General features: G+C 45.9%; 13 protein-coding genes. 7 read left to right on the forward strand and 6 right to left on the reverse strand.

Translation table 11 applies throughout. From position 1 onward, the window contains the following. Nucleotides 1–193 precede the first annotated feature (193 nt). Complete coding sequence (locus AC1DOV_RS26925; RefSeq protein ID WP_477551474.1) at nucleotides 194–3,760, forward strand: LamG-like jellyroll fold domain-containing protein; 3,567 nt, start codon at nucleotides 194–196, stop codon at nucleotides 3,758–3,760. Nucleotides 3,761–3,881: 121 nt separating this feature from the next. Here AC1DOV_RS26925 and AC1DOV_RS26930 read toward each other — a convergent pair whose 3' ends face one another. The 5 genes from AC1DOV_RS26930 to AC1DOV_RS26950 form a co-directional block, all read right to left on the reverse strand. Further along, nucleotides 3,882–4,418: a PCYCGC motif-containing (lipo)protein gene (locus tag AC1DOV_RS26930; protein WP_339203518.1), complete on the reverse strand. Its 537-nt coding sequence runs from the start codon at nucleotides 4,416–4,418 to the stop codon at nucleotides 3,882–3,884. Then, on the reverse strand, nucleotides 4,415–4,930 hold the full coding sequence (locus AC1DOV_RS26935; RefSeq protein WP_076266845.1) for a thioredoxin family protein: 516 nt from the start codon (nucleotides 4,928–4,930) through the stop codon (nucleotides 4,415–4,417). Before AC1DOV_RS26935 ends, AC1DOV_RS26930 begins: the two co-directional genes overlap by 4 nt. Before the next feature lie 175 nt (nucleotides 4,931–5,105). After that, nucleotides 5,106–6,056 (reverse strand): DUF4179 domain-containing protein, encoded by a 951-nt coding sequence (locus AC1DOV_RS26940; protein WP_477551475.1) that lies wholly within the window; start codon nucleotides 6,054–6,056, stop codon nucleotides 5,106–5,108. After that, nucleotides 6,049–6,636 (reverse strand): sigma-70 family RNA polymerase sigma factor, encoded by a 588-nt coding sequence (locus AC1DOV_RS26945; RefSeq protein WP_441881038.1) that lies wholly within the window; start codon nucleotides 6,634–6,636, stop codon nucleotides 6,049–6,051. The genes AC1DOV_RS26940 and AC1DOV_RS26945 overlap by 8 nt, the downstream gene beginning before the upstream one ends. Further along, nucleotides 6,560–7,294: a Gmad2 immunoglobulin-like domain-containing protein gene (locus AC1DOV_RS26950; RefSeq protein ID WP_477511345.1), complete on the reverse strand. Its 735-nt coding sequence runs from the start codon at nucleotides 7,292–7,294 to the stop codon at nucleotides 6,560–6,562. Before AC1DOV_RS26950 ends, AC1DOV_RS26945 begins: the two co-directional genes overlap by 77 nt. Nucleotides 7,295–7,602: 308 nt before the next feature. Between AC1DOV_RS26950 and AC1DOV_RS26955 the strand changes: the two genes are divergently transcribed. From AC1DOV_RS26955 to AC1DOV_RS26965, 3 genes are all read left to right on the forward strand, one after another. Further along, on the forward strand, nucleotides 7,603–9,258 hold the full coding sequence (locus AC1DOV_RS26955; RefSeq protein WP_477511346.1) for an RsmB/NOP family class I SAM-dependent RNA methyltransferase: 1,656 nt from the start codon (nucleotides 7,603–7,605) through the stop codon (nucleotides 9,256–9,258). Between the two features lies 1 nt (nucleotide 9,259). Beyond that, nucleotides 9,260–10,012, forward strand: a complete 753-nt coding sequence (locus AC1DOV_RS26960; RefSeq protein ID WP_477551476.1) for a 16S rRNA pseudouridine(516) synthase — start codon at nucleotides 9,260–9,262, stop codon at nucleotides 10,010–10,012. Nucleotides 10,013–10,085: 73 nt separating this feature from the next. After that, a complete protein-coding gene (locus tag AC1DOV_RS26965; protein ID WP_477551477.1) occupies nucleotides 10,086–10,883 on the forward strand; it encodes a Cof-type HAD-IIB family hydrolase in 798 nt (265 codons plus the stop codon). A 455-nt stretch (nucleotides 10,884–11,338) separates the two neighbouring features. Here AC1DOV_RS26965 and AC1DOV_RS26970 read toward each other — a convergent pair whose 3' ends face one another. Next, nucleotides 11,339–13,171, reverse strand: a complete 1,833-nt coding sequence (locus tag AC1DOV_RS26970) for a DEAD/DEAH box helicase (RefSeq protein ID WP_477511349.1) — start codon at nucleotides 13,169–13,171, stop codon at nucleotides 11,339–11,341. A gap of 127 nt (nucleotides 13,172–13,298) precedes the next feature. Between AC1DOV_RS26970 and AC1DOV_RS26975 the strand changes: the two genes are divergently transcribed. The 3 genes from AC1DOV_RS26975 to AC1DOV_RS26985 all read left to right on the forward strand — a co-directional run bounded on the left by AC1DOV_RS26975 (nucleotide 13,299) and on the right by AC1DOV_RS26985 (nucleotide 15,186). Next, complete coding sequence (locus AC1DOV_RS26975) at nucleotides 13,299–13,493, forward strand: YwbE family protein (protein WP_076266853.1); 195 nt, start codon at nucleotides 13,299–13,301, stop codon at nucleotides 13,491–13,493. A gap of 53 nt (nucleotides 13,494–13,546) precedes the next feature. Continuing rightward, nucleotides 13,547–13,849, forward strand: coding sequence for a hypothetical protein (locus tag AC1DOV_RS26980; protein WP_441881045.1), 303 nt, complete (start codon nucleotides 13,547–13,549; stop codon nucleotides 13,847–13,849). Between the two features lie 143 nt (nucleotides 13,850–13,992). Then, a complete protein-coding gene (locus AC1DOV_RS26985; protein WP_477551478.1) occupies nucleotides 13,993–15,186 on the forward strand; it encodes a GNAT family N-acetyltransferase in 1,194 nt (397 codons plus the stop codon). The last annotated feature ends 102 nt before the right edge of the window (nucleotides 15,187–15,288 follow it).

Here is a 15,288-nt window from a genome sequence, read left to right on the forward strand (position 1 = left end):
GTGAGAAGTCGTCTTTTTTTGTTGTCCAAGGGAGGTGGTGCCATTCCATCATTTACAATAAACAAACGTTAAAATGACTTCTGTTTAACAATACAACCAATCAAAACATATATAATGCACATGAAACAAGAAATTTAAAGGAGTGATTGATTTGTTTTTTAAGTGGAGGAGAAGTTTAGCGGTTTTCATAGTTATGGCTGTTTTATGTTCCAATGCACAAGGGTTCATTCGATCAGCAAGCGCTGCTGATGGTGCGGTACTAGCACCTGAAGCATCTGTCGCTGGAGGACGTTACGAGGCTGCGATAGCGGTTGTATTAAGCTCTAAAACAAGTGATGCTAGCATTTACTACACACTTGACGGAACGCTGCCTAACGAGAAAAGCAAAAAAGCTGACAATAATCCAATCACGATTGCCAAAACCACAAACCTTAGCGCGATTGCGATAAAGGATGGCGTGGCGAGCAATGCGGTAACGTTTGGTTACATGATTAAAACAAGTGAAAAGCCGCTGCTGCAGTTTGTAGCGATGTCAGACGTTCATGTAGGCTCGCGCACGACAGGCGATCCAAGATATGAAAGCTATTTCGATACTATCGCATCGATCTTCCCAAATCCTGATGCCATCCTAGTTGTGGGTGATATGATCAACGATAACGGGGGAGACAAACCGAACGATCATCAAATGGTAAGGGAAATTTTCCAAGCGAATCTAGCTAGAAAAAATATGACCAATACAAAGATGCATGTTGCAATGGGAAATCATGACGCGACAGTTGCAAAAGTGAATGAGCATTATCCAGCGGATTGGTTCACATCACAGGCCAACGGCTATTATGAAACTCAAATCGGCGGCTATTATTTTTTCTTCTTGAACGGAAACAACTACAACTCGGATACAGGCCAGCGCAATTGGCTTAAGGGCAGATTGGCAGAAATTACGGCTGATCCATTAAACAAAAATAAACCGATCTTTGTAGGCATTCATCAGCCGATCACAGGAACGGTAATGGATGGACAGCAGGCGTCCAATCCGAACCTAAACAGTGATCTGGCGGGTTACCCGCAGGTTATTACGTTGTCGGGGCACTCCCATCTGACCAACAGCGATGAACGCTCTATTTTCCAGAAGGATTATACGGCTCTGAATCTTGGCTCGATGTCGTACATTGAAGCAGAGCATGGCTACTCTGCTGTAACGAATGCAGGGCTTGTCAGCCGCTTTGAATTTCCGGTATCTCAGGCTGATTTTATTGAAGTGTATGCGGATCGGATTGAAGTGGATAGAATTGCTTTTAATGCAGATCCAGCAGATATTATGGATGATTGGACACCGGTTCCCCCATTCAACAGCGTCGGTACAATTGCTGGCGAGAAATGGGTTATTGAACTGAAAGGCAACACGATTCAAGAGATCAAAAGCAATTTCAAGTATACGAGTGCAAATCGCAATAAAATAGCACCAAAATTTCCTGCTGAGACGGATCTGAAAGTGACGGATCTGGATGGCACGCCTAAGCTGAGCTTCAATCAAGCGAAGGATGACCAAAACATGCATCATTACGAGCTGACGCTAACGAACAAAAGGACGGGTACGACCGCAAAATCGGTTAATGTGTTCTCCGACTATTTCTTTACGCCGATCCCGAATGCGATGACGATTCCCCTGGACGGACTTGATCCACAAACGACCTATACTGCGGTCATTTATGCCGTTGACAGCTACGGGAACAAGTCTAGCGCGATCCAGCATACATTCCGTACGGGAGGCACGCTGCCTGAGCTTACGCCGATTGATCCTGAAACAATATGGAAGGACCTAGTCGTTGATATGAAGTTTGACGACAACTTAAACGATGATGCGAGCGGCGTGACGGGTTCGGCTGTATCACGCGGAAGCGTTGCGTACGTGCAGGGCAAATCAAATAAAGCAGCGTACATTCCGGCAGGCAATGCGAATTATATCGATCTTGGCAGCCGCAGCGATCTGAAGTTTGGCAGTGGCAGCTTTACAGTATCGTTCTGGCATACAGGCAATTTATCTGGTGATCAGACGGTCATTTCGAATAAAAACTGGAACAGCGGCAAAAACGTCGGTTGGTATATCGGACCTGCTGTAGCCAATGCAATGACGTTAAACATTGCAGACGGCACGAACCGAATGGATACTTCGGCGGGTAGTGTAGGAAGTGAATGGCATTTGCTCACGGTCACCGTCGACCGAGCAAACCAAGTTGGCAAAGTGTATGTCGATGGGGTGGAGAAGGCCTCTAAAGAAATGACTGCACTTGGCACGAGCAGTGTAGACACAGCATTTAATACGATTATTGGCGCGGATGGCAACAAAGGGAACGGCGGTGCCAATGTTACGATGGACGATTTGAAAATTTGGAAACGGACGCTCACTGCAACGGAGATCAAGGCTTTATCCGATTCCTACAAAATCATTCCTGCTTATACGTATGAGCAGCTTAACAAGTTGAAGGTTGATGCTTCGGCCTTTGATGCTGCAAGTGAGAGTGTAGTAGGCGTCACCTATTCCGCTGCCAAGATGATGGAGCTTCGGTCTGCTTTAAGCAGTGCATCGGCGCTTACTCCTGAAAGCCCAGTTAACGAAATCGATGAAGCTTATGTGAATCTTATGCTCGCTTTGGAAGCGGCAAAGGAATCTGTGACTTATCAGTTCCTATCGAAATCGGCATTTGCAATCGAATCATTCAGCTCTTATGCGGATAATGAAGATGCATTTGCATCAAATATTCTCGATGGTGATTCGGCGACTATTTGGCACTCCAAATGGGAGGCTCCCGCGGCAGATTTCCCTCACTGGGTTATTATTGATTCAAAGAATAGCCACAGCTTGAGCGGCATTCAAAGAACAAGCAGAATGAATCAAACTGCGCTGGAATTTCCGAAAGACTTTGAGGTATACGCTTCTGATCGCTTGTCAGATCTAAGTGACGCGGCGTTCCTTGCGAATGAAAATAATAAAGCGACTGGCACCTTCGGCAAATCGTGGACAGGCAGTACGTATAAAGACTTTACACCGCTTAACAAAACGATTTCCGGCAGATATATCAAATTTGTTGTAAAGAGCACTTATAATGCAGCAGGCACCTTTACGAGCATGAGCGAAATTGATTTTACAGGTACAGTGAAGGACAAGCAGACGGAAAAAGCCAGCTTAAAAGGTGAAACGAAAGTAACAGTGGGTAGTTCCATTGCGCTTACTTACGGTCTAGAAAACGTAGTGGGTTCCGTTATGGCAGAGGACATTACGATTGATTACGATCCTTCCAAGTTGACTTTTGTTTCGGCAGTATCCATGGATGAAACTAAATTTTTGATCCCAGAAACGAAGGATAAGGATGGACAAGTAAGATTGATCGCAGTCCATTTGAATGAGGCACAGACGAATGCGAATGGGGATTGGATGAAGCTCACATTCCAAGCTAAGGCAGGAGCTTTGGCTGGACCAACTCAAATTACAGTGAAAAAAGCAGTATTATCCGACAGTGTGGAAGAAGTAACGATAGCCGGCGATTCGCATGCACTTGAGGTTATTAATATCCCTGGCGATTATAACAATGATGAGAAGGTAAGCATCGTTGACTTAGCAATCCTCGTAAAATCATATGGTGCGAAGGAAGGCGACAGCAACTGGAATGCAGTTAAATCTGGGGATTTGAACAACGACAAGGTCATTGATATTCTCGATCTCGTATTAATGGCCAAATTAATCGTTGATTGGAGCAAATAAGAAAGAATAAGTAAATAAAACCTTAGTTGCATTACATGTTTGAAAAAAAGAAGCTGTCCAGCAAGGTCGGAGTAGACCTAGTTGGACAGCTTCTTCAACTTATACAGCAGATGAGCGTTAACTAATCTGTTGATTTTTTTGGTTTGTACAGTTTATCGATGGCTGCACGTATTTCTTCCTTGGTCTTGCCTTGCTTGCTTAAGGCGATTACTTCTTCCATCTCTTTCTTACAAATGCCGCAGCTGGTACTGTGATTGGTCCATGTGACAGCGCCCTCGTCCGCAGGATGTTCGGCAACGTAGCAGCGCAAAAGCGAGTCATGCGGGGTTTCAACTGCTAACCCATCTGAGCAACCGCAATAACAAGTGATCCCGCTCATAATGTCGGCGTGAGCATGGACTCCTTTATATAGCTCACTCGTATGCGGCGTATAGTCCGCTAAAAAACCAGGCAGCTCATCATAGGATGCTGTTGTTTGCCATGTTTCTGAACCGTGTTGATGCTCAGCGCCTGCCTTGTCGTCGTTCGCTAAGCCGCATGCGGTGAGCAAAGTAATAAAAGCGAATGCGAGCAGCAAAGCATACATGATGCTGCGAATGCGTGAATTTTTTTGCTCCTCCGTAATCTGCTCAGCCGTTTGGCGCTGACGCTTCATCATTTGGTTTCAGCCCCCGAATATTTATTGAAAAACGCTCTAAAATCATCTAGTTTGTAGCCGGTAGTTCCTTCTTCAGCAAGTCCGCCCTCTAGCTTGTCAATTTGAACGCCATCTTTGAAATAAGCAAGTGTAGGCGTAAACTCGACATTATATTTGTTGAAATAGCTAGGGAATTCTCTTAAGTTGAATTGCGGAAGGTCAATTCCAAGCTCATCAACAAGCGGCATAAGCTGTGGCGTCGTTCTTTGGCAATGAGGACAATCAGAAGCGAATAGGTAAACGAAGAAATCTTCCTTATCGGCCACTTTCTTGTCTAATTCAGCAGGCAAAATGATATTCTGATAGTTAGGATCATTAAGCAGCTTGCGTGTTTCTGGGTTCAGCTCGGAGAGGGGCTTGTCGTATACGGCGTTTACCTTGCCACTGTTGTTTAAAACGGTAATAAGACCGAATAAAATAACAACGATACCGATATAGACGTAAATCATTTTCAATTTCTTTTTCTTCTTCATGTAAGCAACTACCTCCGAAACAGGTTTAAGTGGACAAGCTATGAAAGAACAGCATGTCCTTACTTAAATATATTATATAACAAATCCGTATTGGTATGTAAGAGCTTGAACATCAATGTCATACAACATTCGGATTTAGAGAATCAAAGGAAATATACGGATAAAATGTTGGATATTACTGGTTGTCTGATCTGGCGTTAATTGCTTGGGGATATTGCATGCCTTCTCGTTGTTCAATGTATAACGAATGATCAGAGATGCCATAGGTTTTAACTATTTCCTGCATTTTTCCCATAGCTGCTTCTTCACTGCTATAATATCCAGCTTCGACGAAGTAGCCCCCTTGTTGATCTTTGAGCGTTCGTACTCCTTCAAGGCCTGCTAACATTTCTTCGTAGATGCCTTGCGTTTCTCCGAATGCGGAAGAAGCGGTACGAAGCGAATAAACGGTGGGAGGATTGGTTTTTGCAGAGTCCCGCTTTATCGTAAGAACAACTTGTGCCGGTTCTTTATATTCCTTGACCTCGTAACTTACATTGCTCTTAAATGTTATGTTAAAGCGAACCAGCGAGTCGTCGAGCGAAATTAATGGATAAGCGTCCGCGATTAAACTGCTTTTCTTTAGCTCCGCTAAGTCCTTCTCGGCTGAGAATCGTCTAACGCCGCCAATTGAAAAAGTCATCGTATTAGGATACTCGCTATAGTTTACGCTAAACGAATTCGTCATTTGCTGATCTTTATTGTTTTGCTGAAAATGAATGACAATATGCTCAAGATCGCCTTTTTTCTCGAGTGAAATGACATTAATAGCAGTAGAGTCCGTAATTGTACCGCCACCTGCGCTTCCTTTGTTAAACTGCAAAGTACGCACGAGTTGGCCAAGTCCAGGTATTTTTTCTAAGCTGCTAGCGAAAGCGGGCATCGTATTAATGCTGATTGTAAAAATAATAAAGAGTGCTGCTGCACCAGCAACTACACGTTTCGCCCAGCGGATTGAGTTTGCTTGTTTCGTGCGCTTGCGCTCGATTTTGCCTCTTTGAATAGCTGCATCGGCAACGGCAGCAAGCTGATCGGGAATATCGATTTCATTATATGTTTTTTTAAATAAATCCATTCGGTTACTCATCGTCTTCCCCCTCGTTTAGATGAATATTCAGCTTTGCTAAAGCCCGGTAGACGCTCGATTTCACCGAGCTTAACGGCATATCGACAATTTCAGCAACATCTTTTAAGGGCAAATCTTCAAAATACCTAAGGATGATCACCGTTTTGGACTTCTCGTCAAGACTGTTGAGTGCCTGATGCAGATCGATTTGTTCTTCGGTTCGTTCAGGAGCGTAACCAGCCTCATAATCACTGTCGATATAGACTGTTTTTTTCGCTTTTCGAATATATTCAAGCGCATAATTGACGGCGATCTTTGTTAGCCACGTATGAAAGTATTGCGGCTCACGCACTTTTTTGACAGAAATAAAGGCGCGATATATGGTTTCTTGTACAATTTCGAGAGCATCGTCCTTGTTGCGAACATAAGTATAGGCGATTCGGTAGAGCCGATCCTGCCGACTCGCGATCAATTTGGAGAAGCTTTCGTCATCGCCGGCTATCGCTTTTTTTACAAGTTCAATTTCATTTGAAATGGCGGTCGGCCTCCTTATGAGTAATAGTCGTGCTCTGGTTATGCTCTCCCACACGGTTCCAATCATACTGAACCTTGCCCCAGTCAGGTGCGCCGATAGAGGCTGTTCCAAAACCTGAGGCAAGCACTTTTTCGCCATGTTTTAGGGTATAATTATAGGTGCCCTCTGAAAGCCTCGCCTCGCCCTTTAAGGAATAATCGACGGATACAGGAGTGATCATCAGGTTGCGAAATGATTCGTTATCGACTTTTTTGCTGCAAGCGTACATCGTTAGCGGCATGTTGATTTTGCGAACTTGTTCGCCGCTCTCTTGATCAATTTCATATAGCTCGATATGGAGCGGGATGTCGAGTGACAACTTATTTACCGGAACGATAATGGTCTGATTCACTTTGCCCCATTCCGGTCCGCCTACAGAAGCAGTTCCAAAATCAGTCATGATGATTTTATCGCCTTGCTTGATTGTGAAATGGTAGGTGCCTTCGAATAAGCTTGCTTCGCCATTAATTTCAAATACTAAACTTTGCTTCGCTGCTTCAATGTTGCGGAACGAGTCGTTGCTAATGCTTGCATTGGGCTGTTTCACATGCTGCTGCGTTATTTGGTTTACGTTTTCCTTGGCTTGAACAATGCTGCGGTCGCTGACCGAATTCGTCAGCAACCCGATAAGGGTTACACCGGCAATGACTGAAGTTACGACTGTACCTATTACTATTTTTTTCATATGAATAATCTCCTTATGGCTTTTTCGCCGTGTATTATTGTTAAACGATAGTTGCTGTTTGCTTCATGAAGGCTACATAGGTTAGATGGGCGAGATGGTCATAAAGACGCAAGGAAGTATATTCCATTAATCGGCTATGGAATGCGACCAACTTTTGTATAACGAATAGCGTTTCGGAGCTTGTCTACCTTTTCAACAATTTTAATGGCACTTCATTATTCCGTGCGTTGTATAATGAATTCTTAAGCTTTGTGTACGAATGCCTCGGCGAATGCTGAGAGGCTATTTATTTGGCAGGAGGAAATAGCATGAACGGCAATTTGCCGCGTAATTTCACAGAAAAAATGGAAAAGCTGCTTGGTGATGAGTTTGATAGCTTTATGTCTTCGTATGATGCACCGAGAGTATACGGTCTTCGAATCAATCGATTAAAGCTAGGTGTCGAGCAATGGAAAAAGCTATCTGACATGGGCGAGGAGGTGCGTGAAATACCTTGGGCACCGGATGGTTTGTATTACAAAGAGGGTGAACGGCCAGGCAAACATCCGCACTATCATGCGGGGCTTTATTATATTCAAGAACCGAGTGCGATGGCTCCGGTAGAACTGCTGGACGTTCAGCCTGGTCAACGCGTACTTGATCTATGCGCGGCCCCAGGAGGTAAATCGACGCAAATTGCAGGGAAGCTGCAAGGAAGCGGAGTGCTCGTCACGAATGATAACGCCAGAGAAAGAACAAAGGCTTTGGCCAAAAATATAGAGCTTGCCGGCGTACGCAATGCTGTCGTGCTTAACGATGAGCCCGCAGCAATTGCCGCTGTTTTTCCACAATGGTTCGATCGTATTCTCATTGATGCACCATGCTCCGGCGAGGGCATGTTTCGCAAGGATGATTCGATGATCGCAGAATGGGAGAAGCACTCGATTGAAAAATGCTCCTTAATGCAGCGCGATATTATGCAGCATGCCGCAGCGATGCTGGCACCTGGGGGGAGAATGGTCTATTCGACATGCACGTTCTCGCCGGAGGAGAACGAGCAGCAAATGGCTCAGTTTTTAGCCGAGCATGAAGATTTTTTTGTTGAAGCTATTTCTCCTCAGCATGGCTGGAGGGCAGGCAGAGCGGATTTAGCAGAAGGCATGGCGCAGCTTGATGAAGAGCGTCTGCAATCCATTCAAGGAACGGTAAGGCTATGGCCGCATTTAATTGAGGGAGAAGGCCATTATGCGGCTGTCCTTAGACGCAGCGGGGAGCGGACAAGCATCATGGAAGAAGAGCCGGCGGTTGCTGCTTCTGTAAAGCGCCAGAGCGTCCAGTCTGCTGGCGGAAGCTTAAAACGCGAAGTCGTGCCAAGCAGCGGGAAAAGACAAGAAAAGAAACAAGATCATAGGGATGAGCGCCGCGCAGCTAAACGGCAAACGAGAAATGATTGGGCCAACGCTGGATTGGAGCGCCCTGCAAACAAGAAAGGGGCAGGGAGTGGTCGTGATGGAGCCGCGATGAACCTCACTGAAGAAGCAAGTCCAATTGAGCTGTGGCACCAGTATGCAGAACAATTTGCGATAAATGCACGAAGCTGGCCAGGGCGTGTTGTAGCCTTTGGTTCTCGCGTATATATTCAGCCTGCCGAACTGCCATCGCTCGATGGCTTGCGCGTGGTTAGAGCCGGCTGGTATGTAGGTGAAGCTATTCGAGGTCGATTTGAACCGTCACACCCGCTAGCCATGGGGTTAAAGAATGATGAAGCTGTGCGCTCTGTTAATTGGAGCTCGTCTGATGAGCAGACGATTCGATATCTCAAAGGGGAAACCTTGTTTGTTGATGAATCGGAATTAACGGTGCATGCTGGCGCCGCCTCAAAAGGATATATATTAGTTTGCACAGACGGTTTCCCGATAGGTTGGGGGAAATATGCCGCTGGAATGATCAAAAATGAACTGCCTGCAGGATGGAGATGGATGTAGAATGAGTAAACGTATTCGAATTGACAAGCTGATCGCCCATATGGGACTGGGTACGCGCAGCGAAATTAAACGAGCTGTGAAGCTCGGCATGGTTGTTGTCGATGATAAAGTAGTGAAAGACAGCGGACTAATCGTTGACCCTGATACAGCAAAGGTTTATTTTGACGGCGCACCTGTCGTGTATCGTGATGTCGTTTATTTCATGTTGAATAAGCCGCAGGGCGTTATTTCTGCAACCGAAGATAGTCGAGAACGCACAGTAATCGATTTACTTGAGCTCAGCGATCGACAGCGAGATCCATTTCCAGTCGGACGACTGGATAAAGACACGGTTGGCTTGCTGCTGCTGACTAACGATGGGCAGCTTGCTCATGAGCTGTTGTCTCCGCGCAAGCATGTTGCGAAGACCTATGAAGCATTGGTTCTAGGCGATGTTGGCGAAGAAGACAAGCAGCTTTTTTTGGCTGGCGTTGCATTAGACGACGGGTATGTTACGATGCCGGCTGAGCTACACATCAAGAGTCATGAACAAAGGGATGATGAAATATTTTCGAGTATCTCCCTTACCATTATGGAAGGTAAGTTTCACCAAGTGAAAAGAATGTTTGAAGCTGTCGGCAAAAAGGTCGTATACTTGAAAAGAGTATCGATGGGCCCGCTTAAGCTTGATGAAACCCTTGAAGAGGGCTCCTATCGGGAGCTGACGGAAGAAGAACTAGAGCTTCTGCGCTCGCATAAACGGAAGACGGATTAGACATTGTATCTAGTGTTTGCTGTAATTAAGAGATAGAGAGAGCACTTACAGAGTTTGGAATAGGAGTGGAGACATGAGCCTTAATTATGACTTAATTGCTTTAGATGTGGATGGGACGCTGCTTACAGATGATCATGTGCTGACGAAAGCTATTCGTGAGTCGGTACATGAGGCTGCCAATCGCGGAGCTCAAATCGTATTATGTACTGGGAGAGGACCATCAGGCGCACTTCCTGTGCTGAAAGAGCTTGGACTTAGCGGGACGGTGATTACTCATAACGGAGCAGCTACGATTAATGCGGATAACCATTCCGTTGTTCACCAATTCGATATGGTACCTGAGCATTTATTGCGTTTTATTCAATATTGCCGCGAGAATGGCATTCATTTTGATTTGAATACTGCTTTTGAAATGATGGTCGAGAGCATGACGCCGGAAGTGGAAGCGATGTATGGTCATTTTCAAGCTAAACCATCGATTCATGATTTCCGCCTGGGCTTGCCTAGCGGCCTTGTGAAATTTACAGTTTTCGGAACGAAGGATCAGATGGATGTCGTACAAACGGAATGGTCGGGATGGCCTAAGCAGCTTCATTCGATTCGGAGCGGCGACTTTTTTATCGATGTGCATCATAGTGAAGCCAATAAAGGAAAAGCGTTGCAGCAGCTTGCAGCAATTAAAGGCATTGATCGCAGCCGAATTCTAGCAATCGGCAATTATCATAATGATATAACGATGCTTCAATTTGCGGGCATGGGCATAGCAATGGGCAATTCTCCTGAGGAAGTGAAGCTGGCAGCTAATGCAGTTGCACTTTCGAATAGCGAGGATGGCGTGGCTAGAGCGCTTTATGAGCACGCGTGGAGCTAATTAAACAGCTCTTTTTCTTTCGGATATTCGTAAAGTATTTAGGAAATGTTTTTGGACAGATGAATTTTCCTGGTACGAACGGTAAGGTGAAATATGTATGGCTGGATAATGCACCTGGAAAATTCAGCTTTGCAAGCATAAGCCTTCTTAAAAATTTGGACCCTAGCTATTATTATATTATTGATTGCCTGATTGCCATTGGCCACTGAAGGTGAGCGGAATTACAGTAGATCCTACACATTTTTACGTTTGCGGATGCAGCGGCGCGTATAAATGCCAATGCAATTCTGCTAGCTGCGGCAGAGGATATTATGAGGCGGCATTGACTATCAATAATAATCAATATGATCTATCGGTTAACGAAGTAAGATCCTGATGGAATGATATAGAAAAAGAAAGAGCGGTCAGCACTAGGAATTAGTTCCTGTGTTGACCGCTCTTTCTTTTAATGTTGTTTACCGATTGCGTCCGCCGCCGCCGCGCGGTTTGCTCGAAGAGCTTCCGCCACCACGCGGGCTGTTGCCGCGACCGCCGGCAGGTGAGCCGCTGCGTCCGCCTGACGATGATTTGCCGCGCTTGCCTGTTCCACGGCCGTTTTCGTGCTCGTTTAGTGTTTTCGCTTTGAAATCACTGCGCGCTGCTTCCCAAGGGCTATCCACCTTGGACGAGGCACGGCCAGCTACATGCTCTGCGCCGCGAGGACTGCCGAAGCCGCCGGTGCGACTTGCACCACCGCGAGCTGAGCCGCCACGACTCTCGGAGCGTTCGCCACCGCGAGCTGAACTTCCGCGACTTTCGGAACGATCACCGCCGCGAGTTGAACTGCTGCGGCTTTGGGAACGGTCATTACCGCGAGCAGGGCTTGCGGATTCGAATCGGTCCCCACGGTTGGCTGACCAGCCTGTGCTCTCGCCAGCTGTTTCGGAAGCTTGACCGCGAATCTCAGCTGTTCTGCCTGTACGTTTGCCAGCATTAGGACGAACGGTCTCGCGTTGGCCTCTGCGTCCGCCTGGCTTCGCATTGCGATCACCTTGAGCAGAACGGTCACGACCGCCGCGGCGTCCACCCTCGGTTGGCTTGCTGCTTCCGCCGCGTGTACTGCTTTTGCCAGCTGCACTGCGTGTTCTCTCTGGACGATCGCCGGTTTGTGCGCGTACAGATGTTTCGTTGCCTTCGCTGTCAATCGCACGGCGTGCAAGCTTAGCATTTATGCTTTGTTCAATAAGAATCAAATGGTTTTTGTCATAAGGAGTTGCGAGTGTGATGGCTGCGCCATCTTGCCCAGCGCGACCTGTTCTGCCAATACGGTGAATATACAGCTCGCCGTCTTGTGGAACGTCGTAGTTGTAAACATGGGTAACCCCTTCAACATCGAGTCCGCGAGCAGCAACGTCAGTCGCTACGAGCACTTGCAGTCTTGCATCTCTGAAGCGCTTCATTACTTGCTCACGCTTCGCTTGCGTAAGATCGCCGTGCAGCTCATCCGATTCGATGCCGATCTCTTGGAGTTCCTTGTTTAATTTTTTCGCGCGAACTTTAGTCCGGCAAAAAATAACGGCCAAATAGGGCTGATGACGCTCTAGCAAATGCACGAGAGTTTGCTGTTTGCTTCTATCCGTTGTTTCATAGACGATTTGTGTAATGCTGTCGAGTGTGACGTTAGTACTGCGTACCCGAATATCGACAGGCGTCTTCATATAATCAGCAGCCAGCTTGCGAATAGCATCAGGCATTGTAGCTGAGAACAACATCGTTTGACGAGCTTTCGGCGTTTGTGAAATAATGCTTTCTACATCTGGCAGGAAGCCCATGTGAAGCATTTGATCCGCTTCATCGAGAACAAGCATTTGCAGCTTGCCTAGGCTGACGGTTTCACGTTTCATATGATCGATTAGACGACCAGGTGTTGCAACCACGATATGGGGCGAGCGCTGCAGTTTGCGAATCTGAGCATCAACGTCTTGGCCGCCATAGGCAGCAAGCACGCTTACGCCAACAGCGGGAACAAGTTTTTTGAGCTCGCTCGTAATTTGAATCGCAAGTTCCCTCGTTGGAGTTAATATGAGAGCTTGGACTTGTTCTTTCTCTATATTAATACGTTGCAAAATAGGCAAAGCAAACGCAATCGTTTTGCCTGTGCCCGTCTGAGCTTGTGCAATAACATCCTGCCCGTTGAGCAGAAGTGGAATCGCTTGCTTTTGAACCGGAGTCGGCTCGATAATTCCATCATGGTGAAGCAATTCGCTTAGCTTGGGAATTATACCCAAAGCGTTAAATGCGTTAGACATTAATACATTTCCTCATTTCGTTTACATCTTTTGATGTTAAGTATAACAGCTGTCCTTATAATGTGCATCTTTACTTTGCTTATGCTATGCTAAAAGCCGACATTAGAGCAGCAGAGGAATGGTAAATATGAATGGAACAGAGCGTTCCGCGATCAAAGCGGGCCTTTCGGTAGACATTGTTTTGAAGCAGGATCAACGGACTGGCAAGCTGACACGAGGTGTCGTGAAAGATATTTTGACGAATTCGCCTAAGCACCCTCATGGCATTAAAGTGAGACTGGCTGATGGGCAAGTAGGGAGAGTCAAGAACATCCTGACTTAAAGAGTCCATATCTAGTCAGGAAGGAATGTTCAACGTTAAAGGAGCGATGTGCTGTGGCCTTTGGCATAAAAAGAAAAGAGTTGCAGCGATGGAAGGAAGCCGTTGCCCGCGGAGAAATTGCATTTCTGACGCACTACTGGCTGGATTCGAGGTTTCCAGACATGAAAACAGTAACGAAGGTAGGCTGCTCCGATATGGAGAAGCTCTCGCGCTGGTGCCTCGATAACGGACTTAATCCTCGCTATATTCATGCGCGGTCAGAGTATCCGCATTTTGATTTGCTTGGACCGATGCAGCGTGAAATATTGAAGCGAGAAAATCAGCTGGAACAGCTTGAACGATTTGATATGTTATGAGGATCAGAATCGCAATTAGCTGCTCATGAGGCGGCTTTTTTTATTTCAAAAATGGAAAAAAATCTTTCTCCTTAATGAATCATCCTTTATGATAAATGGAAGCTTGGATGATTATGCCAGTTTAAGGGGAGTGGAATTTGCATATGGTTACCGAGAAATTGCAGCTGCTGGACACCTTCAAAGAATGGATAACGTTTGTAACCGATTTGGCGCGTTACGACGAACGTATTTGGAATCAGAGCATTGCCGCAGGAAAGTGGTCGGTTCGAGACGTCACAGCCCATATTTTACGTTGGGATATTTATTTTTATGAAGAAGCAATCTTAAAGATGCGAGCTGGCCTGCCGCTTACGGTTAAACATTTGGATTATAATGAGTTTAACGAACAAGCTAAAATATACAGCAAGTCAACTTCGATCGCTGAGCTCGTTCATGAAGCTGCAAGCATACGTGAGCGGATTATTGACACGATAGCACAGTTAGCAGATGAGCAGTACAAAGCTGACTATGTAGATGCGGACGGTCATGCCTTTGAAGTAAGTCAGTATATAAAAGATTTTATATGGCATGATCAGCATCATATGGAGCAGATTAAGAGACTGTTGCATTTTCGCATAGAGGAAATGAGCTTGAATGGCTGGCCAGCTTTGCAAACGGTTGTCTACGACGGCTGGCTGCTTCGTTTTGCAGAAGGTTATACGAAACGTTCCAATTCGATTAATCCTGTGTACGGCAGCACGCTTCAGCTTGATGCAAAAATCAGCTCCTGCGAGGAACTGTATGAACACAAGGGCATTCGCTCTGTTTTTAAAATAACACCCTTCGTCCAGCCAACCTCGCTTGATGAGGAACTGGCGACTCGCGGTTATGAGCTTATCGACCGGACGATTGTAAAGACGATACATCTTTCTGACGCTCTATCCCCGAAGGCTGCTGAAATTTGGCTCGAACAGGAAGTTTCGGAGAACTGGCTGGATGCGGTTGCGGTTTTTAGTCGTTTAACGGATGAACAGCGGTCAACTACACGTAAAATGTTAGAACAGTCACCGCTGGATAAATGCTGCGCAATCTTGCACGATAATGGAATACCGGTAGCATGCGGCTATGGGGTGATTGAGGATGGTTGGATTGGTATTTATGATATTGTGACCGATGCTAACTATCGAAATAAAGGTTTTGGCGAGCAGCTAGTGCTGCATCTTCTACAATGGGGCAAGGGATATGGAGCGACTGAAGGTTATCTGCTCGTCGTAAAAGATAACGCAGCAGGTAATCGGCTGTACGATAAAATCGGGTATGTCCCGCAATACGAATATTGGTATCGAGTAAAAAAATAAAAGCTGCTATTTGTTATTTGTAATAATCGTATAAGGCGCCTTGTTGAATGTTTAAGGCGCTTATATGGGAAACTAAACAACTTAGATTGATCAGCATGAGAA

The sequence above is a fragment of the Paenibacillus sp. 01T47 genome (assembly GCF_056398245.1).

What these genes read in the sequence shown, in the direction of transcription:
- AC1DOV_RS26925 (WP_477551474.1), top strand. Translation starts at nt 194, where the DNA reads ATGGCTGTTTTATGTTCCAATGCACAAGGGTTCATTCGATCAGCAAGC.
- AC1DOV_RS26930 (WP_339203518.1), bottom strand. Translation starts at nt 4,418, where the DNA reads ATGATGAAGCGTCAGCGCCAAACGGCTGAGCAGATTACGGAGGAGCAA.
- AC1DOV_RS26935 (WP_076266845.1), bottom strand. Translation starts at nt 4,930, where the DNA reads ATGAAGAAGAAAAAGAAATTGAAAATGATTTACGTCTATATCGGTATC.
- AC1DOV_RS26940 (WP_477551475.1), bottom strand. Translation starts at nt 6,056, where the DNA reads ATGAGTAACCGAATGGATTTATTTAAAAAAACATATAATGAAATCGAT.
- AC1DOV_RS26945 (WP_441881038.1), bottom strand. Translation starts at nt 6,636, where the DNA reads ATGATTGGAACCGTGTGGGAGAGCATAACCAGAGCACGACTATTACTC.
- AC1DOV_RS26950 (WP_477511345.1), bottom strand. Translation starts at nt 7,294, where the DNA reads ATGAAAAAAATAGTAATAGGTACAGTCGTAACTTCAGTCATTGCCGGT.
- AC1DOV_RS26955 (WP_477511346.1), top strand. Translation starts at nt 7,603, where the DNA reads ATGAACGGCAATTTGCCGCGTAATTTCACAGAAAAAATGGAAAAGCTG.
- AC1DOV_RS26960 (WP_477551476.1), top strand. Translation starts at nt 9,260, where the DNA reads ATGAGTAAACGTATTCGAATTGACAAGCTGATCGCCCATATGGGACTG.
- AC1DOV_RS26965 (WP_477551477.1), top strand. Translation starts at nt 10,086, where the DNA reads ATGAGCCTTAATTATGACTTAATTGCTTTAGATGTGGATGGGACGCTG.
- AC1DOV_RS26970 (WP_477511349.1), bottom strand. Translation starts at nt 13,171, where the DNA reads ATGTCTAACGCATTTAACGCTTTGGGTATAATTCCCAAGCTAAGCGAA.
- AC1DOV_RS26975 (WP_076266853.1), top strand. Translation starts at nt 13,299, where the DNA reads ATGAATGGAACAGAGCGTTCCGCGATCAAAGCGGGCCTTTCGGTAGAC.
- AC1DOV_RS26985 (WP_477551478.1), top strand. Translation starts at nt 13,993, where the DNA reads ATGGTTACCGAGAAATTGCAGCTGCTGGACACCTTCAAAGAATGGATA.